The following is a 24,115-nucleotide window of genomic DNA, read 5'->3' on the forward strand; positions in this document are numbered from 1 at the left end:
TAGCTCCGTTGCTACAGGGACGCATTAATGATGATTTTCAGACTATAAATCCAGTAACTTCAGGTTGAATGGGTATATACTTCAATGTTAGGTATGCCCGTTGTATAAAATGCGGTACTGACATCTCCCCATGGAATGGTAGTGGCTAATTTTTCTCCCTTACCAAAATCAATAAAGCGGGTTTTCCCCATGAGCGCCAAGACGTTTTGTGCACCAGCAGGTGATTTGAAACCAATAAGGCATTTTTCGTTCCTGCATGTAGGCTGATGGGCATTTTCCACCCGATTATTAAATCCTTTATGCGACAGAGCCATCAAGCCACGGTAATCCGAGAGCATCAATTCACTATGCCCGCTATCGATTTAAGTTGCTCTAGCTGAAGCAACTGAATTTTCTTATGTTCAATAGAAATAATTTTATTATTTTTAAATTGAGTAAAAATGCGGCTAATTGTTTCTGCAGTTAATCCCAAGTAATTTCCAATATCTTGACGAGACATTGGAAAAAGAAATTCTATGCGTTGCTCACATACAGCTAATCGTTTAGACAAATCAATGAGAAAAGCGGCTAAACGCTGCTCCGCGGTTACGAAATTTAAATAAGAACCTATAGCTAATTGCTGGCTAATTAAATACAAAATTTGCTTCTGTAAACTGGAATGAGAACACAACAACTCAAGAAAATGAGTATAAGGAATCTCGCAAACCAGCGCATCGGAAAGCGCGACCGCTGAGTAAAGATAGCTTCCATGCGCAATGGCCTCAAAACCCAGGACTTCACCTGCAAAATAAAAGCCACGAAGTAATTCATTCCCTTCTTTATCAACTTCGTAGGTCTTTAAACAGCCTGATTTAATCGCATACAAACTATGGAACGTAGTGTGGGGAAAATACAAAAACTGCTTTTTTTTAAGAACATGCTGTTGGGTTACCGCGGCATTAATTTGATTTACCCATCGCGAATTAGCCTCCTCTTGCGTGCAAAAAGGCGAGAATCCACAGTACGAGCAGGATTGAGTATCTTTTGTGTACATCAGGATGCCGTAAATTTCTAATTTGTATAGTTTAGCTTGTTTTTAAGACTTTTTACATTTTTCCATGATGTATATCAGGGTATTTATAGGAATGCTGCATATAAAATGAAACAAAACTAATAAAGATCACTGAGGTGAGCAAAAGCCAAAACATAACAAAAAAAAAATTCTTTTAGCTTATAAAAATCAGAAGTGAGAACAAAATGAAGAAATTAACCAATACTTTAGTTGCTGGAGCCTTACTCTCAATCGCGATACCAGCAATGGCCGATTCACCCTGGCTCGTTCGAATACGCGGCATTGGCGTATTACCTAGTGAATCAAGCTCTACCATTAGCATCATTGGAGGTAAAGTAACTCGAATTAGTAATGAAATAGTCCCTGAGTTGGATTTTAGTTACTTCGTTACGCCTCATATTGCCGCCGAGCTTATTTTAGCAACTTCACGACATAGTGTTGAAGCGACCAATACGGTTTTAGGTAAGGTTAATTTAGGTAAAGTAAGCGTGTTACCCCCTACCTTAACGGCACAATATCATTTTGAACTTAGCCCTCATATCAAACCCTATGCAGGTGCAGGGATTAACTACACTCATTTCTTTAATGTTAATAGTGGCCCCGTAGCAAACAAAATTCATTATGGTTCGAGTGTTGGTCCAGCATTACAAGTAGGTGCTGATTTTGCAATTACTGAGCATGTGTTCATTAATGCCGATGTAAAAAAAATCTGGATCAACTCCAATGTAAAAGTATACACACCTATTGCTCAGCTGAACACCAAGGTGAACATTAACCCTTGGGTAGTTGGTTTAGGTATGGGTTATCGATTTAGTTAATTGAAGTAGCCTTGTATTTAGTAACTGATAGCCAATATTTCGGAGCACTCGTCATCAAACCGATTACACGCGATATCTCTTTGACATTAGTCATCAAATTACTACTTCTATTTTTGTTGTGGTGGGTTTGTGTTCGAACCATGCATCCTCAACTTGAAAAAGGGAGTAGTTGGTTACTCGGCTCACAAGAAAAGTCCGTTCTTATCAAGAAACAAGAGGTGTTTAAATGATTCCAGCAACAGAGGTAGTTGACCTATCTCGATTACAGTTTGCATTAACTGCATTGTACCATTTCTTATTTGTTCCTCTGACCCTAGGATTTTCGGTTCTTTTAGCAATAATGGAAACCGTTTACGTCATGACCGGTAAAGAGATTTGGCGAATGATGGTTAAATATTGGGGCGTCTTGTTCGGGATTAACTTCGTTCTAGGTGTGGCAACTGGCTTAACGATGGAGTTTGAGTTTGGCACAAACTGGTCCTACTATTCTCGATACGTGGGCGATGTATTTGGTGCTCCATTGGCTATTGAAGGCTTGATGGCGTTCTTTCTAGAAGCGACGTTTGTCGGGTTATTTTTCTTTGGATGGGAACGTTTATCCAAACTGCAACATTTGGTTTGTACTTGGCTACTGGCTTTAGGTACTAATTTATCGGCACTATGGATTTTAATCGCAAATGGCTGGATGCAAAATCCTGTAGGTGCCTATTTTGATTATCAAACAATGCGCATGGAAGTCAGCAGCTTTTTCGATATTTTATTTAATCCAGTGGCTCAAGCAAAATTTGTGCATACCATTAGTGCAGGATACGTTACCGGCTCGATGTTTGTTCTCTCAGTTAGCGCCTATTTTATGCTGAGAAATCGCAACAAAGATTTTGCAAAACGTTCCATGACGGTTGCGACCTCTTTTGGCTTGGCGGCAGCGTTATCCGTCGTTGTTCTTGGCGATGAGAGTGGCTATCTAGCCAATGATGATCAGAAAATGAAAGTTGCGGCTATGGAGTCCATGTGGGAAACGGAGAAGGCACCTGCTAGTTTAACTCTTTTTGGCATTCCTGATGAACAAACACGAACGACAAAATACGCGATTAAAATTCCGTATGCACTAGGCATTATCGCGACCCGTTCCCTCAACACACCTTTACTGGGTATTAATGAATTAATTGAAGATGGCAAAACCAGAATCAAAGATGGCTTGCTCGCCTACAAGGCATTAAACACGTTGCAAAATGATCCTGATAATAAGGATGCGAAAGAGCACTTACAAAGCCATGTTAAAAATTTAGGCTATGCCCTCTTACTTAAAAAATACGCATCCAATATCAATGAAGCAACTGAGGAACAAATAACTCAAGCCGCTAATGACTTAAAACCTAAAGTGGCGCCACTCTTTTTCTCATTCAGAATTATGGTTGCCTGTGGTTTCTATTTTATCCTGCTGTTTGCCTTAGGTTTTTATCTTGCTGCTAAAAACAAACTACACACAACACGCTGGTATCACCGGATGGCATTTTATTCTTTACCACTTCCATGGATTGCAGCGGAACTAGGTTGGGTAGTTGCTGAGTACGGACGACAACCCTGGGTGGTCCAAGGAGTTTTACCGACCTTTATGGGAGCGTCCAGTTTATCAACAGGTCAGGTCCTGACCTCATTAACTGGATTTGTATTGTTTTATACTATCCTGGCCGTAGTGGAGCTGTACCTAATGGTTAAATACATTCGGCTTGGTCCAGACAGAATGATTATTGAGTAGAACCTTACCAAACCTTATTAATGAAGACATTCATTACGGAGTGTAACATGATTTTAGATTATGAAACCTTAAGAATAATCTGGTGGCTATTACTAGGCATTTTATTAATTGGCTTTGCGATTATGGATGGTTTTGACCTAGGTGTTGCCATGTGGTTACCCTGGCTTGCTAAAACGGATATCGAGCGTCGTATTTTAATTAACGCGATAGGTCCTACTTGGGAAGGGAATCAAGTCTGGTTTATTCTAGGTGGTGGAGCAATTTTTGCAGCATGGCCCGATCTTTACGCTTTATCTTTTTCGGGATTTTATTTGGCCATGTTAGTTGTTTTATTATCTTTGATTTTAAGACCTGTTGGATTTAAATATCGCTCTAAACTGGATAATCCTACGTGGAGATCCACTTGGGATTGGCTACTTTTTATTGGCGGATTTGTGCCCGCACTAATTTTCGGAGTAGCCGTAGGCAATGTCCTCCAAGGCGTCCCCTTTAATTATGACGACAGCTTGAGAGCAATGTATACCGGTACCTTTTTACAGTTACTTAACCCTTACGCGCTCTGCTGTGGCGTACTTTCTGTGTTAATGCTTGCAATGCATGGAGCATTTTTTATCCAGATAAAAACCGAAGGAGCTTTGCAACAAAAAGCGAAAAAAAGTGCGCGTTATACCGCCTTATTGATGACTATCTTATTTATCATCATGGGTTTTTGGACTAATGCTCTCGATAGCTATGCCTTGAAAAGTGTAATGCCTCACGATGGTCCATCAAACCCCCTATATAAAGACGTTGGTATCCAAGTTGGCGCTTGGTTCGCTAATTATAAAGCGGCACCGATTACTTTATTAGTGCCTTTTTTGAGTATTGTCTGCGCATGGCTTGCTATTCTATTAACCAATAAAACATTTATCGCGTTTATATTAAGTAGTTTGAGTGTGGGCTCATTAATCGCAACCGTAGGGGTAAGTATGTTTCCATTCATTCTTCCCTCATCTACACACCCCAAACACAGCTTAACGGTGTGGGATAGTTCTTCCAGTCAACTGACTTTATTTATTATGCTGATTGCGACAGTAATTTTTCTGCCTATTATTCTGGCATACACTGCATGGGTTTATCGAGTCCTTCGAGGCAAGGTCACTGAAAAAACCGTTACAGAACAACATGCTTCATATTAACACTAAGGAGAAGATAATGTGGTATTTCTCTTGGATTCTTGGAACGGGACTCGCCTGTTCCTTTGCAATACTAAATGCAATGTGGTTGGAGTTAAGAGATCAAAAGAACTCATGACCTATAAGAATAGATGGATGAATAAATACGAACAAAAGGATTTATCATTCCCGCCTGTGCGGGGATGATAAATTCTGGCTTAACTTAATGGCAGTGCCCTCGGCACCCTTATTTCAAAGGTGATTGCATGTATTCAAATGATGTTTCTGAGCAATTAATACTAAATTATGAAGGTCAGATTCCAAGATACACGAGCTACCCAACAGCCCCTCACTTTTCTCCGGAGATTAACAGTACAATTTATTCACAATGGCTGAGAGCGCTACCATCGCAGGACACCGTGTCTCTTTACATTCATATTCCATTTTGCCGGCAATTATGTTGGTATTGCGGATGCGCTACTAAAGTTACAAATAAAGAAGCCCCTCTTGAGGCATATATTAAACTATTAAAGCAAGAAATAGCTTTAGTTGCGGCACTCTTAACTAGCAATAGAGTAACACATATTCATTTTGGTGGTGGCTCACCGACGATATTACCGCCTCAACTTTTTTTAGATTTGATGCACACCATTCACAATTTATTTAATGTATCTCCTCATGTCGAAATAGCCATGGAAGTCGACCCGCGTACTATCGATGAAGAAAAAATAAAAGCCTATGCTACTGCAAGGGTAACTCGAGTGAGTATTGGCGCACAAGATTTTAATCTTGAGGTTCAGCAAGCAATCAATCGAGTGCAATCGTTCGAATTAGTTCAATCCTGCGTTAATCTTTTTAAACAGTATGAGATTAACAACATAAACCTTGATTTGATTTATGGATTGCCCAAACAAACTATTGAAAGTATTAAAAACAATATAGATGCAGTCTTTCTGTTGAATCCAAATCGAATCGCCCTTTTTGCCTATGCCCATGTCCATTGGATGAAAAAGCACATGCAACTAATTCGAGAGGATGATCTTCCGAATAACGCCACACGAATAGAAATGTTCGTCACCGCATCTGAAAAACTAAAGCAAAGAGGGTATTTACCTATTGGTCTAGATCATTTCGCTAAACCCACTGACACGATGACCCGTGCATTAAATGCAAAAACACTAAAACGAAATTTTCAAGGGTACAGTGTTGAGAATGCCCCGCATCTCATTGGTCTTGGAGTTTCATCAATCAGTCAATTACGCAACGGATATGCACAAAATACTTCCGATCTAAAACAGTATAAAAGTGACCTCCTTAATCATCTATTACCCATTGTGCGCGGCATAGAAGTTTCCATTGAAGATCAATTAAGAAAAAAGATTATTGATGAGATTATGTGTTACTTGAAAGTCGATCTCAAAGAACAGTGTGCGTTGTTTAATTATCCGCTTAATTATTTTAATGATGAGCTTAAATTGTTAGATGGTTTAGTCCAAGATGGCCTTGTAACAGTTAACGAACATGTCATTCAAATCCACCCAAAAGCAAGGCAGATAACTCGTGTGGTAAGCAGCTATTTTGACCGTTTTTTTAAAAAAAACACCCAAAAACACTCAAGAATCGCTTAAAAAACGTCAACTTAATAACTCTATCCTTTCGTTACTCTATATGAATGGCTGAAAACATCTCAGTTGACCAAGATATGCATTGAGCACCGAAGGAGCGAATAAGCTTTGTGAAGGGAGTTGACCAGTTTACTGATTAGCTAACTTCGCTTATCTTGCCCAGCTTTTCGACGCCTATTATTGGAGTACTAACAGGTTCTTTTGGGTTTTTATATGATTTTTGTTGTTCTTTTTTGTACGGCAAATGAAATAAATCCCAATTGCGCAAATAATCAGGGTATAAAAACCTAAAGGGGCAATAAAGTTTATGTGTAGCGTAAACCGTCCTCATAGACTGGAATTCCCTTACCGGATTAATGAGCCGTTTAAGCTTTCCATAATCTGCTTCCAGACGATTATTACGATGGTATTACCCTGTTTCGAGTTTGTTTTTAAAAGAAACAACTATTAGTTAACTTTCTCAGACATTTCTGAGGTTCCTGCTTACAACTCCAACTAAGTTAGTTGAGAAAATGGTTTTATTTTAACCCTACATGTTTTTTATTTATCCAAACGTGATAAAATAAAGCAAAACCATTCCTTTGAGGCAAACTATGAGATTCTTTGAGATACGACAAGAATTAATAACAAATGTAAACGAATTTAACAAGCTTATTCTAACTAATTCTGACCTTATAAACGCGGTAACAAATTACCCGGCATTAGCAAGCGACCTGATTAAACAGGTATTAGATAGCCCAGATGAGTTTGAACGATTGATCACGAGTCATGACGAGCTCGCAAAAACAATCGAACATTTTCCTGAATATAAAGAACAGATTACAGCGTATACACTAAATAGTCCTGCTCGTTTTGAACGACTAATCCAAAAAGAAATGCTAAAATTCTTAGAAGATCCTGAAGAATTCAAGATGTTTATAAAAAACACAGATGAGTTTATATGTACAATAAATGATTATCCAAGCTTAACACAGCCACTCATGCACCTAATTCTATATCAGTTTGATGTGAAAGAATTTGAACGGATTTTTAAGAATACAAAGGATTTGGAAAAAATTAAACCATTTTTCCCCCAATATGCAGAAATATTTGGTTGTTCTAGCAGAGATGAAGCGATTGATGCTGTTAATAAGCTTAAAAAAGCTATTCAACAAGACATTAAAGAAGTTAAGACAAATGCCAGGGTAATGTATGTATTAAGAAACACCAATAACTCATTATTCTCTAGTTTACCACCGGAAATTACAGGAGAAATAATTCGCTTCATCCCAAAATCCACTGGCTTAAGTGACAAAGATATGCATGATATTATTGAAGAAGTAAATAAAACTAACACGCCTTAATAAACATAATTATCCTCCATCTTTCAGTTAGCTATCCATGAAAGATGGGATACAAATATGAAAAAACACCTTTGATAATTTATTCGAGGGCCTGGGGAAGAACTGACAAAAATGTTTGATTCAAAAAAGATAAATATTTTCATTCAGTTACAGTTTGATACTCAAATCAAAAATTAGATACAAAAGTTGCATTAAAAAATTGAATCCAGGAGACTTGCCTTCTGTTTTCGCCAGGTACAGTATAACTATACAGATTTCACAATTAAAAAATTTATAGCATATATGGCTTCGCGCCTTGGAGAGCTGAACCATGTATATCCCTATAAAAAAATATCTCAATTTAAAAAAACATTAATCATATTTTTCAATACTTATTCTCAACAGGAACTTATCTTATAATTTTTGTCCTGTGCAAAGCTCAACCTGAAATCTTTTTCCTGTTAATATTACCTTAATATTTGTTAAATATAATGGCAGAAATTCTTAAAATCAACCAACAGGTGTATATATGACGATTAGAGTCCTTTCTTTTGATTTTGATGGCTGTCTCTTCCATAGAGGATATATTAATTCAGATAATAAAGATGTTGTCAAAAGTAATGAGGCATTTTTAGAAACCATTAGAAAGGAAAATAAAGAGTTTACTACCGTTTATAGTATAGTTGGTTCCAATAGACAATCCTATAACGTTGATGTAGCTAACTCTTGGGGAAAGGGTTCTTGTTTTCCTGCAATAAAAACAGTAAGCGATCATCTCAATACAAAGCTAGATACATTCCTTCTGGCCGATATTTTTGGTGATTTGCCAATAGGAACCTCTTATAGTCGGGCAACAAGTAGCCAAAAGCATGAGATGGAACATCATGATTGGATGTTTGATGAGACTAAAGCAACGCTTATCTATGCACAAATCCATAAAATAGCTAATCAACATCCTAATGAGCCCATTATTCTGGATTTTTATGATGATCGCGGTAATAGAGCAAGAGTAAATCACGATATTCTTGAGCAATTAAGAGACTTTTATACTACGCATCATGGTTTAATACCTGCAAATGTGACCTTACGCCTAAACCACTATGCTGGAGGCGAGATTACATTGATGAACGAGATCAAGGGAACAGGATTTATTGATGAAAACTATCAACAAACTGTAAAAGAGCTATCTCATCAAGCAGCAACAGATTATAAAGATGGACACAATCACTCAATTCACGTGGCTATTGATGCAAAGCCTAAGGAACTAAAGAACCGAAAAGCTCGTTCTACTGATTCGCTTCCTCTTGCACATCAAGATAGTATTATTGAGGGCACTGTAATACCTACTGTGTCTGAGGAAGAACGGTTAGCGAGAGACAAATTTAATTACATGTTGAACGCAATTTCTAATAAAGCTAAAGCATTAGCTCAAACTGCAAATGAGCTTTATCTTTATAACGAATACGATGTATTTACTACGCAAAGCGATTCTTATCACAGTTATTCGAGTGCTGCTATGGCCTCCGGTAAATTACATAATTCTCTTTATAATGCGGCGCAAACTTATTTCCAGGATAATAATAAGGAAGCGTTTAAAGCTGCGGCAGAGAATGCAATCAGGGAAGCAAACGGATCTGAGCTTCAAAATCATCGCGGTTACTTAAAACAAATTTTAAGTTATGCTAGCCTTGCTGTACTGGCAGTACTGAGTATTGCGACAGTTGGTGCTGCTTATGTGGTTGCAGGCTCTATTAATTATGCACTTAACCGTCAATTTTTCTTCTCTACAAAAATTAATACCGACTCCATTAATAAAGTTATTGAGTTACAAGGTTCGGTAGAAGAGTTAATCGGTTCCCCATTAAATATTTAATCTATTTTTGCGAATAAAAAACCATGTCACTGGACATAGTTTTTTATTCGATTATCAAACTATCAATTGCGAAATTTTAGCTTAGCTTGAAGTAATGTACTTATGATTCTATCTTTTGCTTGCGTAAAAGATTAGTCATATTATTTATAATAAATACGGGCATCGTCATGTATGGACCCAGCGCTGGATGCAAGAAGAAATTCAATAAATTGTTAGAAAACGAGATAGAGATGCAGCCATGTATACGGCTTCTTGTTTCAGTGCCTTGTCAGCACATGAGCCCTGATAGTCTCTGCGCTCTTTCTCCTCATCAACTTATCGGTTTCTAGAACCCCTGACGATGTTAGGTTTTGAAAGAGCAGGTCTTACCTGTTTTGCTATCACTTATTGTTTTACCTTAAGCACACTCCAGACGGTAGTAACACAGTTTTTATTCTTGTTGTGTTTTATGCAGCACACGCGAGTTCCGGCTGATAACACGCACCGGTTGTCATGATAGCCCTGATGATTCGTGCATTTTTATTGGCTAAAGCGACCGCTGCTTTATTGGCCCCATGCTGAAGCTTTTTGCGAGCAACCGATTGGCTCTTCGTATCGGTTTTATTATCACAGTAGCGTGTCACAGTGCGTGCCCCATGGATTAGTAACGTTCTGAGGTAACCTAATGCCGCCTAATCGGACTCTATGCCCACTGGAATGTTGTTTTGGAGTTAACCCAAGCCATGCGGATACTTCACGGCCATTTTTAAATACCTTAGGGACGCAATTTTACGAGCTCGCAGCATAGTCTCGTCCGAAATTAGAACACCTTTCAGCCTTTCATAGTATTTTCGACAGAGCCAGCAAATTAGCCATCGTGCTAATTTTATGGATGGTTTCTCTCCTTATCGGGAATGACAGCGTGTTAAAAATTACATACCTAGCGAACGATCCTTTTAATGTCCTAGTAGATTTTTTTTTGCCTACAGGTATAATTCCCATCCTTATTTATGCATCTTATGTTTTTGGGAGAATGATTTATGCACATGACTAGGATGTTATTAATTGCATTAACAATAAACACCTCACTGTATGCTCAAGACGTTAAAATAGTAGGTACCATAGACAAATATATAACCGTAGCTAAAAACACCAAAACACTACAAAATCCTGCTGCAGCAAAGACTTATCGTTCTATCAAATTATTAAAAGTAGAATTAAGCAAGCCCGCAGAACGTGCGCTCGCTAACAGAGCACGCCGTCAGATAACTTCATCTAAAAATCGTTTTTCATCTTCATCCAGTTTACCGAAAAAAATAGAACTAGGCATGAATGATGTACCGGTATTGGATCAAGGCTCTTTTGGGACTTGCGTTACATTTTCCATTACAGCAGCAATAGATGCCGTATTGGGGAAAGGTGATTATATTAGCCAATTATGCCAATTACAATTAGGAAACTACCTTGAGAGCAATGGTTATAATCCAAGTGGTTGGAATGGTTCTAATGGGCGAAATGTATTAAACCAGATGAATGCATTTGGAGTGGTCAGCAAAACCGCTCAGGAAGCATTTGGTTGTGGTGGTTTAAACAATTATCCTAAACAATTTGGAGATGCACCTACTTCATTTATTACCCCTGAAGAATATCACAAACTTAGCGAACCAATTAATCAAGTCGTCGATTGGTTACCAATTTTAGATATAACCACGGCATTCAATAGGGTAGATACCAATATCATTTTAAACGAGGTAAAAAAAGCATTAAAAGAACAGGATAGAGTTATCTTTGGTGTTTTATTAGTGGATTTTGAGCCGAACATTATTGGTGCAGTAGGCTCTCATAATAGCCATTATGATTCATGGATATTAACACCTGAAATAGCACGTGAGCTTTATATTCATCACGAATTTGGTGCCCATGAAATGATTATCACTGGATATGATGATGACGCCGTTGCTCTGGATGATCAAGGCCACGAACATAAAGGATTACTCACATTACGTAATTCATGGGGTACATCAGAAGGTGACAAAGGCGATTTTTATATGTCTTACGATTATTTCAAAGTTTTGGTTATTGAGGCAAGGCGTATTCGTCACTTGGAAGATCAGCCTGATGCTGACGATGTAGATTCGTTCACTAGTTAACGTTATGTAAACGTTCACAGGAGTTCAAATATGTTTGGTTTTAGAGTTTTTTCTTGGAATGTTGGTTATGAAATAGCTATTTCAAATCAATTAATAGAATATTATCCATAGGGCAGCCCCGGGCATGCTGCTGCTGAATTAGTAATTCCTACTACCTAAGCGTGTAGCTACCTCGTATATGGACTCATCCGTTTTTGCAAGTAAACGCTCGTGAAAAGTGAAGTATTTGCATTCGTATATCCGGACTTGAGGCAATCCTTGAGGCAAAAACAGTCCCATTTCACGTAAATATCCCCGTATTCGATTAGATAACGCTGTTCTCTCTTGCTCTAAACTGTCTCTATAACGATGAAGCATTTGAATCTCTTGTTGCTCAACTGGTTTAATGGGCACAGTGCTCATACCATCTTGTTGAGAGGCGATTACAATCGCCCGTGCATCATTTTTATCATTCTTATTCCCTTGGACGAATGGTTTCACATGTTGAGGGCTAATTTGTGATACCTCATGACCATAGGATATAAATTTACGTGACCAGTAATTTGCACTACCACAAGCTTCCATTACAATGTTACAAACAGGTAGATTCATTCGGCACCGAAGTTTTGGATTCAGGTTTTTTATTTTAGTAAAAACGGTGATTTGGATACCGCTAAAGATCTTCGTTTTCTCAATTCTATCAGCGTTATAATGTTTTCAACAAAAAAATCATTGATCCAAATCAAATCAATTTGACCATTTTGGTATTATCCTGTGGACACTTATAACTGTAAATAGCCTTTATAGGGGAACTCAATATGCTTTATTTTAATGCTAGTAGTGGAGAAACCGTCCTCTCTGGATTGACTAATGAAAATAGCGATATGTTAATGCGCTCTATTTTTCAAATAGACAAAAACACAACGCGTCTTGACTTGGGATGGAATAATTTTGATAAAAGACCAAATTGCGAATTACAACGAGCATTGAGTCACTTGAATAACCAAATAAAATTTGTAACTTTACGTGGAAATAGTTTAGGAAAAAAATCAGGGGAAGATGCAGTGCTTGTTTTCTCCTCATTAAAGTATGCTACTCATGTAGACTTAAGTTTTAATGATCTTAATCTGCAAAACAGGCTAGATATTGGATTAAAAAGTTTTGCGTCAACTCAGGTAACTTCATTAGATCTAAGCTCTAACCATTTGGGCTTTAATGATAATAAACAGCTCAACAAAGCAGTTACTGGACTTACAGGTTTAAAATCATTAAAGATGAGTTACAACAAATTGGATAAAAAGAGCGAAGAAGAATTAGAAGCCCTATGTTCGGCTTTCCCAATAAACTTAGAGCATCTTGATATAAGCAACAATAATCTAGGCAGTAAAATTAATGCAATTAGAAAATTACCTAAAACTATTGCCTCTTTAAATATTAGCGATAATGACATCGCGCAATTGGCTATTGAAGATATTCATAATTTGAACGATTCATTAACCCACTTACAAACACTTTATATCAGTATCGATGAATTCCATAAAATGTCCTCAAAACAACAAAAAGCTTGGAAACCTATTCTTTCAGCTATCAATAAAGTGGTTTTTCTTGATTCTGCAGAAAAAGAAGTGATTCCGGAGCTATCTCTATTTTCAATCAATAGATCGGTTTTCTTTAGCCGAAATTGTGAAAAAAAAGAGCATGATATTGTTGAGCCGCTTAAAAATTTTGCAAAATCTATTGCTGATAACTTACGGTAATAAAATCAAAGGGCAGGGGCATAGAGTTTGAAGCAACGGAACCACTTCTTTTGGTACTCCCCCTTCCCTAACCCAGTGTAAATTAATACATTTCTTCTTGTTATAGACTTCATATATTCCGAAGGGAGTGGCTTTCCAAATACGTGGATTTAAGCAAAGGAGTTCCCTGCTACAGTACGTTTCGGCGTCTTTTTTCAACCATTAGTCCATCGGTATGGATTGGTGAAAAAGCAGAATAAACAGATTCGAATTTGACCAATTCAATTACTTCTACTATTCTAGAAGTATGGACATAAAAAATGTACTAAAAATATTTGATACCCTTGCTCAAGAAACACGCTTGCAAGTTTTTAGATTACTTGTTCAAGCGGGACCAGAGGGGTTATCCGCAGGCGCAATTGGCGATGAATTGGGTATCTTACACAATACTCTATCATTTCACTTAAGCCATTTATCTAATGCAGGAATTGTTAGGTCCTATCGCCAAGGGCGTTATGTTTTTTATTCTGCAAATTTTGAGTTGATGCGCGATTTTATCGCCTTTATGGTTCAGGATTGTTGTAGTAAACAACAAGTTAAAATTCTACAACCTAATACAAAAAATTGTCTTGTTATTGAGTTAGCTAATTGTTGTAATTCCAAAGAGGAGTAAATCATGAAACGTTTTCATCTTCATATTGGCGTTGATAATCTTATTGATAGCATCCGTTTCTACAACGCCCTGTTTAATGCCAAGCCGGCAAAAGTTAAATCCGATTATGCCAAGTGGATGCTTGAGGATCCGCGTATTAATTTTGCAATCTCAACTCGCGCGGGGAAACATGGCGTGGAGCACTTGGGCATTCAAGTCGACGATGCCAATGAATTGGAGGCACTGAGACAGCAATTTTCTCAAGCTAATATTTCAACCCATAGCGAGGGTGAAACAACTTGTTGTTATGCTAAATCTGAAAAGTCATGGGTGACCGATCCTAACGGAATTGCATGGGAAGCCTATCATACTATGGAGGATGCTCAGTTTTTTTCAGGAGACAAGGCAACGGAAGGCTCTTGTTCAATGCCTAATAAAAGTACCTCGACTTCTTGTTGTGAGACAAAGTCAAAAACAATAGGTTGTTGTGATTGATGATTACTGAACCACTTAAATTATTGTTTCTTTGCACAGGAAACTCTTGTCGCTCCATTATGGCTGAAGCGATAACCAATTATTACTCCAATGGCCGCTATCTGGCTTTTAGTGCGGGTAGCATCCCGACTGGAAGTGTACATCCCAAGACAATTGAAACACTTGCTTGTCATGGAATCAAATGCAACACACCACGCAGTAAATCCTGGAATGAATTTAAATCACAAGCGATTGATATAGTGATTACCGTGTGTGACCAGGCAGCCCATGAGAGCTGTCCGATTTTCCCAAGCCAACCCAAGAAACTCCATTGGAGCATCCCTGATCCAGCTAAAGTAGAAGGAACCGAAATAGAAATTAATACAGCATTTGAGGCTGTATTCAATCAACTTAAGCTACGAATAGAACAGGAATTGTTATCATGACCACTTGTAGCACACGCCGTCTTTCATTTTTTGATCGATATTTAACCCTATGGATCTTTATGGCTATGGCTTCAGGTGTCATTATTGGCTCACTATTTACCAGCACACCGCCATTTTTAAATGCACTATCAATTGGCTCCACCAATATTCCTATTGCGATTGGTCTGATTTTAATGATGTATCCTCCATTAGCCCGAGTAAAATATGAGGAATTACCACTGATATTCAAAGACTGGCGAATTCTCCTCTTGTCATTAATTCAAAACTGGCTTATCGGGCCTTTTCTCATGTTTGGCCTTGCTGTTTTATTTTTACATGAATATCCCGAATACATGACCGGACTTATTCTTATTGGTTTAGCACGTTGTATTGCCATGGTGATTGTCTGGAATCAACTGGCAGAAGGAGAAAATCAATATGTTGCAGCCTTGGTGGCATTTAACAGTATTTTTCAACTGCTTTTCTTCAGTGTCTATGCCTGGTTTTTTCTGACTGTCTTGCCACCTCTTGTTGGCATGAACGGGCAAATAGTTCACATCAATTTTATAACGATTGCAGAAAGTGTCTTTATCTACCTCGGCATTCCTTTTTTTGCAGGATTCCTGACTCGCTTTGTATTGATAAAGCGAAAAGGGTTAGTCTGGTATGAAACTAATTTTTTACCAAAAATTTCTCCCATTACCCTGATTGCCCTGTTGTTTACAATCCTGGCGATGTTTTCTTTAAAAGGCGTAATGGTGTTACAACTTCCATTAGATGTCATTCGCATTGCGATTCCACTAACTATCTATTTCATTGTTATGTTTTTTGTAAGTTTTGCAATGGGGAAATTCATTGGTGCCAGCTATGAAAAAACAACCGCCGCTTCATTTACCGCAGCCAGTAATAATTTTGAATTGGCAATTGCTGTAGCAATTGCCACCTTTGGACTTAATTCTGCCATTGCCTTTACAACGGTCATTGGACCACTTGTTGAAGTGCCGGTTCTTATTTTACTTGTGAATGTTGCATTTTGGTTGCGCCGGCGCTGGTTTTCCGGAGCAAATCTTAGACAATAGCAATAATCTAATATTGAAATCACTCAGTGATTGGTTATATTAATCGTTGAGTTTCATGGATAATATATGCATTAAAACAATGCTTCTGAAAGGCAGCTTAACTCAGAACGAACACTTTTGGGGTTCTTCCAGTGCGCTGGGAAAATCTGCACTTAGCTTGTGAGTGAAAGTCTCACTGTAGAAGGTTAGCTAGACCACTACATAGCGAGTCTTGCGTCATCTAGGTAACGAAAATGGCGCGCATAGGCGAAGGGTATAGATGGTATGACCAAGCAAGCCTATGGAGAAAAACTAGATGAGAATATTTGTAATCTAACTCACCTTACGCAGAAGCTCTCAGTAACTGTAGCTCATTGAACATGATTTGATTAGCCTTCAGTAATCGTTTTTGTTTGATAGCAAAGTGATTCAAAGAGGTTTTTACTTTCAGCAATTCAAGTTTGCAGTATGCAATGATTGATGCAAACAAATGATTGCGTTGAGTTCTGATGGTCTTGGTTGGCGATTTAGATAAGCTTGCATTTTGCTTAGATGAATCAAGGTCATGTTTGCTTTGGAGCCAAACCAATTATCCGATAGGATGTAATCAAAAAGCACCTGATTGTTAACAGCTTGCTTGAGCCGCGCCCGAAACAGTTCATTCTTGCTGATGGTGGCCTTTCACGTGTCGGCCTTTAGCATGTGAGAAATGCCAACAACGGACAAAAGATACGCATTTTTATAAATTAATCAATAACTGGTGCGTAAGGTGAGTCAGTAATATCTAAATTTAATTTCACGTGCGAGGCCATAGAGATTAATGCGGATATAATCTCTGTCATTTTTTCATCTTGGGCTGGATATGCGAGAGAATACATATATTATAAAAAATTCAGTACAATAAGTCGGAAAATTAAACTATTTCGAATAATTCTATGGACTCGCCGCATTAAATCGCCCAGAATAATCTCGTTTTGTCTTAGAATGATTTGCGACAAAACCTGCTATTTAACTCAAATTATTAGTTTCAATGGATGAATTATGACAAAGTATATAAGAAATATAAGTGTTGTGTTGCTAATGATGGCATGTCAAACCCTATTTGCCGGAAGTGGTCTTCTTTTTAATGTTTCTGCAACAGGTACGCCAGCTGATGTGGAAATTACTCTCTGCTTAAATGGAAAAGGGGCTTTATCCTGTCAAAATTATAATGTCTCTGCCTTAAGCTTAAATATATGCGCGACACCAAAACATTCTTATCCAAATGCTGGAATTAAGGTTAACACACCAGATTACAAAATAGGTAATTTAGGCATGGATTGTGTACCAATGAGTAATGGATATTGTTTATTCCCAGTAAGCAATACAGCATGTAGGAATATTTCGGTAGTTGCCAATACGCCACTGTCGATTTCTCCGACGTCCTTACCAGCGGCCTCACTTAATGTCGTTTATAGCCAAACAATTATCGCAAGCGGTGGTACTGCTCCATATACTTATGCTGTTATTTCTGGCTCCTTACCAACCGGTCTTACTTTAAATACCTCAACCGGACAAATAACCGGAACACCTACTACTGCCGGAACATCCTCTTTCACTATAGGAGCAACCGATGCCAATGCAAATACAGGTTCCAGAGGCTATTCTGTTGCCATTTCAAGCTCATTATGCATAAACAGCACAGCCTCTCTCTCTTTTGATTTAGATAATGATTTTACAGGAACGGGGGCACCAGCTTGTGGAGACGCTGGTGGCAATTCAGGCCGCTATAAACTGTTTCAATACAACAGTATTTCATGCAGCGGAGGGCAGTTAAAAGCAAGCACCTGCGGCCAAACATCTATGGACTCCCAACTTTCAATATTTCAAGCACAAGAACCTCCTTTCGGAGCCTGTATAGCAGGTAATGATGATGGTTGCAGCGGAGGAGGCTCGGAAAGCGAAGTTACCTGGAGTGCCGGAGGGGGATTTTATGATATTGTTATAAATGGGTTCGCTGGTGCTACTGGTAGTGGTTCTATAATTGTAACTTGCACTTGCTAAATTAAGGTTTGTCGCAAGAACTAATCTTTTTGCGACAAACCCAATATTATCGTATTTTCTTACCCTAGACAGATAACTAGCAACGAAAATCACTTGGATTTATTTAATCTTCATATACATCACTATTTTGTTGCCAAGGGTATGCGCAGAGAAAATAGAAGAACTTATCACGCAATTATCGATGCCACGAAACATCGTTGAACCTCCACTAATTTTTCAATAACTGTATTGATAATATCAGCGATGTTATTCATGGAGTGCGCTATCTCATAAGCGGATTGAATAGCAAACTTCATTCCGCGATGTATCAATATATTATGCACTTACTCTGCTTTGCACAGGACAATTTTTTAAATGAGCAAAATAAATAAGAGATAACTCGCCAAGGTACTGATTATGGGGAGCATGAAATGGAGATTCAAGCTAAGAAAAAACAACTAGTGCATAACCTCCAATCAGGTAACGCTGTTATTGTATTTTCTTCCAAAGAAAATTCTTGCGATATTATCACAAAAGAAGATTTTCTAAAGTTTAGTAATTTAAAGAAAGAGTATTAATTTTTTCATTAAGGCCTCATATCCTCAGACCAATCCATAGAACGACCAGCAATTACTGTAGCACATGCAAAGCTAATCGCAACTAGGCTGCCCAAAATACTTGCTTGTATAACTCCTAAACAGGATAGCTTAAGTAAAACCCTCTTTCACTTAAGCTGCTTCTGCTCCATCCAATTCACTGTCATCAGATTCAGTAGTAGACAAACGATTAAAATGCCAAGAGCAATAAAGAGCCCCGATTCCACACGCCATTAAGCCTAAAGGTAATGCATTAAGTGATCGCATGAGAAAATAAGCGCTAACAATGGTTAATAACGAAGAGCCAAACATTCTTATGGTATGAATAAAAGCCAGAGCAATTCCAGTATTTTCTTTAAAATCGGCTAGCATTAAGGACATTACTGCCGGCGCAATAACACTAATCCCTAAATTACAAATTAGAGCAAACGATAAGGCATACAAATTAAACCCATAGATAGTGGCGCTTATCAACATCGCAAAACCACCTAGGAGTATAAACCAGCTTCCGATATAAATAGTGGATGCCATACTAAAATACTTTCGTAAATGAATTCCTAAATAATTACCTACGATAATATTTAATCCATTAAAAATAAAAATAACTCCATAGGCAAAAGGTGAAAAACTAAATTGATCAATAATCAAATAAGATGAGTTAATTACCGAGAGCATTACTGCTGCAAAACTAAACATCATAATCAATGAACCACTCCACAAATAAGAAGAGGGTAAAATTTCTTGATATGATTTTATTACTTTTTTAATTGAAAAAGGTTGTTGAGGTGCGGTCCAAAAAGGCGATTCAAAAAGTCCTTTACGTGTTTGCAGCAGTAATGCTATGCCGATAAAAGCCATCAATGAAAAATTTGCTTGCCAGCCATAATAAGTAAAAATAAGAGATCCCAAAGCGGGAGCAAGAATTGGCGATATTGAGACAATCATGGAAACATAAGACAAGATTTTTGCCCGTTCTACTGCATCTTCAAAATCTCTAGATGTTGAAAAAGCTACTAAATTAGCACAACATAAAGCGAAACCTTGTAAAGCTCGTCCTAAAATCAACACCTCTATGTTAGAGGCGAAAGCACAAATTAAACTCGCAATAACAGCAAGCACTAGACTGCCTGGTAACAAACGCCGACGACCATAGTGATCAATCAATGGCCCCCAAATTAATTGAGCGCACCCAAAAACAAATAAATAAATACTTAAAGTAAGTTGGCTTAAATCATGGGTGGTGCCAAAGTAAGTCGTAATGTATGGCAATGAGGGTTGATACAAATCAAATGTTAATAAAGAAAAAGCAGAGAGTAATCCGATAAGTAAAATAGATGTTTTTGATTGCGGCATAATAATTAATTAAAAAAAGGAGGTATTTTAGTTCAATTTGATTTTATTTTCTATAATTAATTCGCTAGTCATATAATTTTAACTGTATTAGAATTTACTCGTGGGTCCTGCTATTTTTAAATATCATATCCTGATTTGAGATAGATTCAGAAGCAGCCGATAATAATGGCATCTACTTTTTAATCCCTAGTGCTGACATAATGGCTCGCGTCCAATCACGTACTAATTGACGTACCACTTGTCGAAACAACGTACTTTTAGTCACAGCTTTGAGTAGTTCCGTGGCAGATGATTCACTTTCGGTATCGGGTGCTGATGCACTTTGGTCTATCTGAGTTGTTTTTTGCGCAGCCAAAATATCTTTAGCGGAGTTTCTATGTTGCTTTTGATGGTAACGAGTATATAAACCAGAGTTGCCAACAATCTGTTGTAGTTCTTGCTCGGTTATGACCCCCATTCGCGACTCAGGGGCTCTTATCATGCATTGAATTAACGGTGTAGGCTGTCCTTTAGCATCTAATCCGCTGACGAGCGCCTCCCCTATTCCCAGTGCGGTTAATAGCTGCTCGGTTTTATAATACGTTGACAGTGGGAAATTTTGTGCCACCAGTTTCATTGCTGTCCGATCCTTAGCCGTAAATGCACGTAAGGCATGTTGTATTTTTAACCCTAATTGGCTCAAAATATTTTCCGGAATATCATTGGGGCTTTGGGTGCAAAATATAATGCCAATTCCTTTCGAGCGAATTAATTTGACTACGGTGTCCAACAAACTTAATAACGCTTTGTTCGCATTACGAAAAATTAAGTGCGCCTCATCAATAAACAGCACTAATTTGGGTTTTTCAGGGTCACCTAACTCCGGCATTACGCGATAAACATCAGATAATAGCTTCAGCATAAATGTTGAAAATAATTTAGGCTTATCTTGCATATCCAGCAAACGTAAAATAGAAATCACTCCTAAACCCTGCCCATTTATATTTAATAAATCCTGTACATTAAATGCGGGTTCGCCAAAAAAATCTCCGCCACCCTGAGCCTCTAACTCTACAATTTTACGCATAATGGTACTGGTTGATGAGGTAGCTACTGAACCGTAACTGGATTCAATTTTGGCGTTTCCTTCATTTGTTTGTACAAATTGCAATAGGCTTTTAACATCGGCCAAATCAATGAGGGGTAGTTTTTCTTGCTTAGCGTATTGGAATAATATAGCAATAACCCCTTCTTGCGTGTCATTCACATCCAGCATCCGAGAAAAAAGGATAGAACCAAAGCTTTCTACGGTAGCGCGTAATGGAACTCCAGCAGATGACTCATTCAGGGTTAAAAATTCGACCGGATAGCCTCTAGGTGTGTAGGAGAGGTTTAACGACTGACTTCTTGCTTTCAGTGTATCGCTCATTTGGCCTGGCTTTGCTAAGCCGGATACATCTCCTTTAATGTCCATCACCAAACAAGGAACCCCAGCTAAGGACAGTTGTTCACTTAAGACTTGAATGGTTTTCGTTTTTCCACTGCCCGTTGCTCCGGCAATGAGACCGTGTCGATTTAATGATTTTAAAACCAAAAATACAGGGGCATCGGGAGTTAATTTATTATCCACGACAATTCCACCTAATTGCAGTGCCGGTGTATCGGTTACTTTATAGGGAGCACGCAAGTCATCGTACATGATTTTTATCCTTCCATGAGCAATAGCTTAAGTATAATCCTTAATTATTTTTCTTGCCTCATCTGCCTTATTTTAAATAATTAGCGCAAAGGATTTGTATTCCGCAATAAAGAACTATGGCACTGTTAACAAAGTATAATGCCCCCAACAATTTAGACCACCAAAATTTTAAAATTTTGGAGATAATAGCCTCTAATTTGGAGGTTACTATGGCAAAGCACAAAAAGTGGTCATCATTAAAAAATAATTTAACTCGACCTGTTAAATTAGGGCTGACAATTTATGTTCAAGTCAAATTATTTATCCAAAAAAAGGCCGTAATCGTTTTGCGGCAGCACGTTGTTCTAATTGTTCAGAGGTTACTGGGTGATCAAACTGTTTAATAGGGTAATTGAGATGCGAGTTACAGGTACTGGGCATTAAATGCAGTACTTGCTCTGTTTCTTTTAGCAAAGTCTGGAGTTGGTAGTCAAGCAAAGGTTCTTTATTTACTTGGAGGTAAAGCTGCTTTCCCTGTTCAAGACCATGCATGATGGCTTGGTGAAAATGTGAAATGGGCCCCCTTAAGGCAGCAATATAATCAAGAATAGGCTCTCCAGCCTGTAGTTTTATCAGTTGCTCTATTTCTGAGTCAAGCTTATGCAACAGCTCTAAAAACTGATTTTGTTTGCCCAGGAGTCTGGAGAATTTTGTGGTTATAGCATGATGCTTTTGAACGCTTCTATCCCGTAATGCAAAAGAACTATGGGTATTTTTATATCGTGCAACAATTTTAGACAGCGAACCAGTTAATATAGCTAAAATATTTAAAATTTGTTTTAAATCTTCATTTCCTATTACATAGGCTAATCGATCCATATTCATTTTAGCGGACTGCTGCGGTTGAATTCCAAGATAATACAATAAATTATGATCCATTCTTAATAAAAAGCCCAAAGCATCTTCACAGCTTAAACGATATTGCAGCGTTAATTGAATTTTGAGAATTTTATCTTCATCAGAAGAGCCGTCATCGTCAGTATCAGTTGTTACTTGCAGAAGGTTACTTAATAGAGAGTGAGTCTCATTAAGGTATAACTTAGCCTCATTCATTAAATGATCAATTTTGTTCGATATACTATTCATAAAAACCTGGATTTTATAATGTGGTTGTGACCAAATAGATTGGGCCTGTTTTTTTCTCAAAATTACTTATATTTTCCAATGTGGTAGATGCAATATTCTGTATGGCTTCTTGAGTGAAGAAACCCTGATGACCAGTAATAAGTACGTTTGGAAAAGTTTGTAACCTGCAAAATACATCATCATCAATAATTTCAGAGGAATGGTCCTCAAAAAACAACGGTTCTTCTTCTTCATATACATCGATTCCAAGATAGCCTAATTTTTTACTTTTTAGTGCCACTATAACTGCTTTGGTGTCAAGGAGTTTTCCGCGACCCGTGTTAATAAGCATCGCCCCTTGTTTCATTCTTTCTAAAGCAGGGGAATCGATTATATGGAATGTATTGTCGTTTAATGGGCAATGTAGGCTCACTATATCTGAATTTTTTAATAATGAGTCTAAACTGGTATAATCTACTCCAAGTTTGATACAACATTCATTAGGTTTCGGGTCGAAAGCAAGGATTTTACAACCAAAACCATTAAGAATATTTGCTAGGGCCGTGCCTATTTGTCCTGTACCAATAATTCCTACTGTTTTTTGATGTACGTTAAATCCCATTAATCCATTGAGAGAAAAATTCCCCTCTCTCACTCTATTATAGGCTTGGTGAACTTTTCTATTGAGACATAGAATTAATGTTACTGTATGTTCTGCAATTGCTTGTGGTGAATAGGAAGGAACCCTGCATACACTTATCCCTTTCTCCTGTGCATAAGCATAATCAACGTGGTTATATCCTGCAGATCGCAAAGCTATTAGCTGAACGCCACGCTCATAAAGTCCATCAATCACTTTAACATTAATGGAATCATTCACAAAACAGCATACGGCATCTGTTGGAGCTACTGCCCCGATGCTTTCTGAATTCAGATGGAAATCATAATAATTAATTTCATGATGATGTAGTTTATTTACTTCATCGAAGATGGATCGTTCATATTTTTGTGTGCTAAAAAAAGAAATTTTCATAAATAGTTAGTAAATGAGCAATATAGTCTTCATCTTAATTCATAAGACCAATTAAAATCCAATAAGATTTTTCAGTAGTAAAATGTGGCTTCGTTGCAAAAACAGAAATTAGTTTATAATTTAGTCTATTAACTTTTGATAACATAAGAAAGAGCGATATCTCTATATGAGTCGATGATCTTGTTCCATGTCTGTGAACCTGCCCTGAAAAAAACGGGCATTGTTCACTATAAACCGTGGCTTAATGACATGCTGTAGTTTCAACTTCCTGATT

Annotated in this window: 24 protein-coding genes and 2 pseudogenes; 16 read left to right on the top strand and 10 right to left on the bottom strand. The window is 37.8% G+C overall.

What is annotated here, in order from left to right; translation table 11 throughout:
- Window positions 1–59 precede the first annotated feature (59 nt).
- Together ACQY7T_RS12190 and ACQY7T_RS12195 are read right to left on the bottom strand one after the other, a co-directional pair.
- Window positions 60–338, bottom strand: coding sequence for a hypothetical protein (locus ACQY7T_RS12190; RefSeq protein WP_428413782.1), 279 nt, complete (start codon window positions 336–338; stop codon window positions 60–62).
- A complete protein-coding gene (locus ACQY7T_RS12195) occupies window positions 338–1,033 on the bottom strand; it encodes a helix-turn-helix domain-containing protein (protein ID WP_428413784.1) in 696 nt (231 codons plus the stop codon). Before ACQY7T_RS12195 ends, ACQY7T_RS12190 begins: the two co-directional genes overlap by 1 nt.
- A 203-nt stretch (window positions 1,034–1,236) precedes the next feature.
- Between ACQY7T_RS12195 and ACQY7T_RS12200 the strand changes: the two genes are divergently transcribed.
- The 8 genes from ACQY7T_RS12200 to ACQY7T_RS12235 all read left to right on the top strand — a co-directional run bounded on the left by ACQY7T_RS12200 (window position 1,237) and on the right by ACQY7T_RS12235 (window position 9,602).
- On the top strand, window positions 1,237–1,869 hold the full coding sequence (locus ACQY7T_RS12200) for an OmpW/AlkL family protein (protein WP_428413786.1): 633 nt from the start codon (window positions 1,237–1,239) through the stop codon (window positions 1,867–1,869).
- An 80-nt stretch (window positions 1,870–1,949) separates the two neighbouring features.
- Complete coding sequence (locus ACQY7T_RS12205; RefSeq protein ID WP_428413788.1) at window positions 1,950–2,099, top strand: cytochrome oxidase putative small subunit CydP; 150 nt, start codon at window positions 1,950–1,952, stop codon at window positions 2,097–2,099.
- Window positions 2,096–3,628, top strand: a complete 1,533-nt coding sequence (locus ACQY7T_RS12210; RefSeq protein WP_428413789.1) for a cytochrome ubiquinol oxidase subunit I — start codon at window positions 2,096–2,098, stop codon at window positions 3,626–3,628. The genes ACQY7T_RS12205 and ACQY7T_RS12210 overlap by 4 nt, the downstream gene beginning before the upstream one ends.
- A gap of 47 nt (window positions 3,629–3,675) precedes the next feature.
- Window positions 3,676–4,806 (top strand): cytochrome d ubiquinol oxidase subunit II, encoded by a 1,131-nt coding sequence (gene cydB / locus ACQY7T_RS12215; RefSeq protein WP_428413790.1) that lies wholly within the window; start codon window positions 3,676–3,678, stop codon window positions 4,804–4,806.
- Window positions 4,807–4,822: 16 nt separating this feature from the next.
- Entirely contained in the window at window positions 4,823–4,921 is a 99-nt protein-coding gene (gene cydX / locus ACQY7T_RS12220) for a cytochrome bd-I oxidase subunit CydX (protein ID WP_252582573.1), read from the top strand.
- A gap of 127 nt (window positions 4,922–5,048) precedes the next feature.
- Window positions 5,049–6,410 carry an oxygen-independent coproporphyrinogen III oxidase gene (gene hemN, locus ACQY7T_RS12225; protein ID WP_428413791.1) on the top strand — a complete coding sequence of 454 codons (1,362 nt, stop codon included), beginning with the start codon at window positions 5,049–5,051 and terminating at the stop codon, window positions 6,408–6,410.
- Between the two features lie 590 nt (window positions 6,411–7,000).
- Window positions 7,001–7,750, top strand: coding sequence for a hypothetical protein (locus ACQY7T_RS12230; protein WP_428413792.1), 750 nt, complete (start codon window positions 7,001–7,003; stop codon window positions 7,748–7,750).
- 508 nt (window positions 7,751–8,258) lie between these two features.
- Window positions 8,259–9,602, top strand: a complete 1,344-nt coding sequence (locus ACQY7T_RS12235) for a hypothetical protein (RefSeq protein ID WP_428413793.1) — start codon at window positions 8,259–8,261, stop codon at window positions 9,600–9,602.
- A gap of 446 nt (window positions 9,603–10,048) precedes the next feature.
- Here ACQY7T_RS12235 and ACQY7T_RS12240 read toward each other — a convergent pair whose 3' ends face one another.
- Together ACQY7T_RS12240 and ACQY7T_RS12245 are read right to left on the bottom strand one after the other, a co-directional pair.
- Entirely contained in the window at window positions 10,049–10,225 is a 177-nt protein-coding gene (locus ACQY7T_RS12240) for a hypothetical protein (RefSeq protein WP_428413794.1), read from the bottom strand.
- Window positions 10,209–10,346, bottom strand: a pseudogene (locus ACQY7T_RS12245) (transposase); the annotation flags it as partial. The gene ACQY7T_RS12240 and the pseudogene ACQY7T_RS12245, both read right to left, overlap by 17 nt.
- Before the next feature lie 281 nt (window positions 10,347–10,627).
- Between ACQY7T_RS12245 and ACQY7T_RS12250 the strand changes: the two are divergent.
- Window positions 10,628–11,731, top strand: coding sequence for a C1 family peptidase (locus ACQY7T_RS12250; RefSeq protein WP_428413795.1), 1,104 nt, complete (start codon window positions 10,628–10,630; stop codon window positions 11,729–11,731).
- 138 nt (window positions 11,732–11,869) lie between these two features.
- On the opposite strand, the gene ACQY7T_RS12255 is transcribed toward ACQY7T_RS12250, so the two are convergent.
- Window positions 11,870–12,322 (bottom strand): IS110 family transposase, encoded by a 453-nt coding sequence (locus ACQY7T_RS12255; protein WP_428413796.1) that lies wholly within the window; start codon window positions 12,320–12,322, stop codon window positions 11,870–11,872.
- A 206-nt stretch (window positions 12,323–12,528) separates the two neighbouring features.
- On the opposite strand from ACQY7T_RS12255, the gene ACQY7T_RS12260 reads away from it, so the two are divergent.
- The 5 genes from ACQY7T_RS12260 to arsB all read left to right on the top strand — a co-directional run bounded on the left by ACQY7T_RS12260 (window position 12,529) and on the right by arsB (window position 16,076).
- Window positions 12,529–13,467: a hypothetical protein gene (locus ACQY7T_RS12260; protein WP_428413797.1), complete on the top strand. Its 939-nt coding sequence runs from the start codon at window positions 12,529–12,531 to the stop codon at window positions 13,465–13,467.
- A gap of 286 nt (window positions 13,468–13,753) precedes the next feature.
- Window positions 13,754–14,119 carry an ArsR/SmtB family transcription factor gene (locus ACQY7T_RS12265; RefSeq protein ID WP_428413799.1) on the top strand — a complete coding sequence of 122 codons (366 nt, stop codon included), beginning with the start codon at window positions 13,754–13,756 and terminating at the stop codon, window positions 14,117–14,119.
- A gap of 3 nt (window positions 14,120–14,122) precedes the next feature.
- Window positions 14,123–14,593: an ArsI/CadI family heavy metal resistance metalloenzyme gene (locus tag ACQY7T_RS12270; RefSeq protein WP_428413800.1), complete on the top strand. Its 471-nt coding sequence runs from the start codon at window positions 14,123–14,125 to the stop codon at window positions 14,591–14,593.
- Window positions 14,593–15,018: an arsenate reductase ArsC gene (locus tag ACQY7T_RS12275; protein ID WP_428413819.1), complete on the top strand. Its 426-nt coding sequence runs from the start codon at window positions 14,593–14,595 to the stop codon at window positions 15,016–15,018. Before ACQY7T_RS12270 ends, ACQY7T_RS12275 begins: the two co-directional genes overlap by 1 nt.
- Window positions 15,015–16,076, top strand: coding sequence for an ACR3 family arsenite efflux transporter (gene arsB / locus ACQY7T_RS12280; protein WP_428413802.1), 1,062 nt, complete (start codon window positions 15,015–15,017; stop codon window positions 16,074–16,076). Before ACQY7T_RS12275 ends, arsB begins: the two co-directional genes overlap by 4 nt.
- Before the next feature lie 322 nt (window positions 16,077–16,398).
- On the opposite strand, the pseudogene ACQY7T_RS12285 reads toward arsB, so the two are convergent.
- Window positions 16,399–16,779 (bottom strand): annotated as a pseudogene (locus tag ACQY7T_RS12285) (IS701 family transposase); the annotation flags it as partial.
- A 317-nt stretch (window positions 16,780–17,096) separates the two neighbouring features.
- Between ACQY7T_RS12285 and ACQY7T_RS12290 the strand changes: the two are divergent.
- A complete protein-coding gene (locus ACQY7T_RS12290) occupies window positions 17,097–18,098 on the top strand; it encodes an Ig domain-containing protein (RefSeq protein WP_428413803.1) in 1,002 nt (333 codons plus the stop codon).
- 374 nt (window positions 18,099–18,472) lie between these two features.
- On the top strand, window positions 18,473–18,655 hold the full coding sequence (locus tag ACQY7T_RS12295) for a YheU family protein (protein WP_428413820.1): 183 nt from the start codon (window positions 18,473–18,475) through the stop codon (window positions 18,653–18,655).
- Window positions 18,656–18,805: 150 nt separating this feature from the next.
- Here ACQY7T_RS12295 and ACQY7T_RS12300 read toward each other — a convergent pair whose 3' ends face one another.
- From ACQY7T_RS12300 to ACQY7T_RS12315, 4 genes are all read right to left on the bottom strand, one after another.
- On the bottom strand, window positions 18,806–20,026 hold the full coding sequence (locus ACQY7T_RS12300; RefSeq protein WP_428413804.1) for a multidrug effflux MFS transporter: 1,221 nt from the start codon (window positions 20,024–20,026) through the stop codon (window positions 18,806–18,808).
- A gap of 172 nt (window positions 20,027–20,198) precedes the next feature.
- Window positions 20,199–21,704, bottom strand: a complete 1,506-nt coding sequence (locus tag ACQY7T_RS12305) for a helicase HerA-like domain-containing protein (protein WP_428413805.1) — start codon at window positions 21,702–21,704, stop codon at window positions 20,199–20,201.
- A 300-nt stretch (window positions 21,705–22,004) separates the two neighbouring features.
- On the bottom strand, window positions 22,005–22,829 hold the full coding sequence (locus ACQY7T_RS12310; RefSeq protein WP_428413806.1) for a hypothetical protein: 825 nt from the start codon (window positions 22,827–22,829) through the stop codon (window positions 22,005–22,007).
- A gap of 13 nt (window positions 22,830–22,842) precedes the next feature.
- Window positions 22,843–23,841 (bottom strand): 2-hydroxyacid dehydrogenase, encoded by a 999-nt coding sequence (locus ACQY7T_RS12315; protein WP_428413807.1) that lies wholly within the window; start codon window positions 23,839–23,841, stop codon window positions 22,843–22,845.
- Between the last annotated feature and the right edge of the window lie 274 nt (window positions 23,842–24,115).

It is taken from the genome of Legionella sp., assembly GCF_965140895.1.
In the GTDB taxonomy this organism is placed as follows: Bacteria; Pseudomonadota; Gammaproteobacteria; order Legionellales; family Legionellaceae; genus Legionella.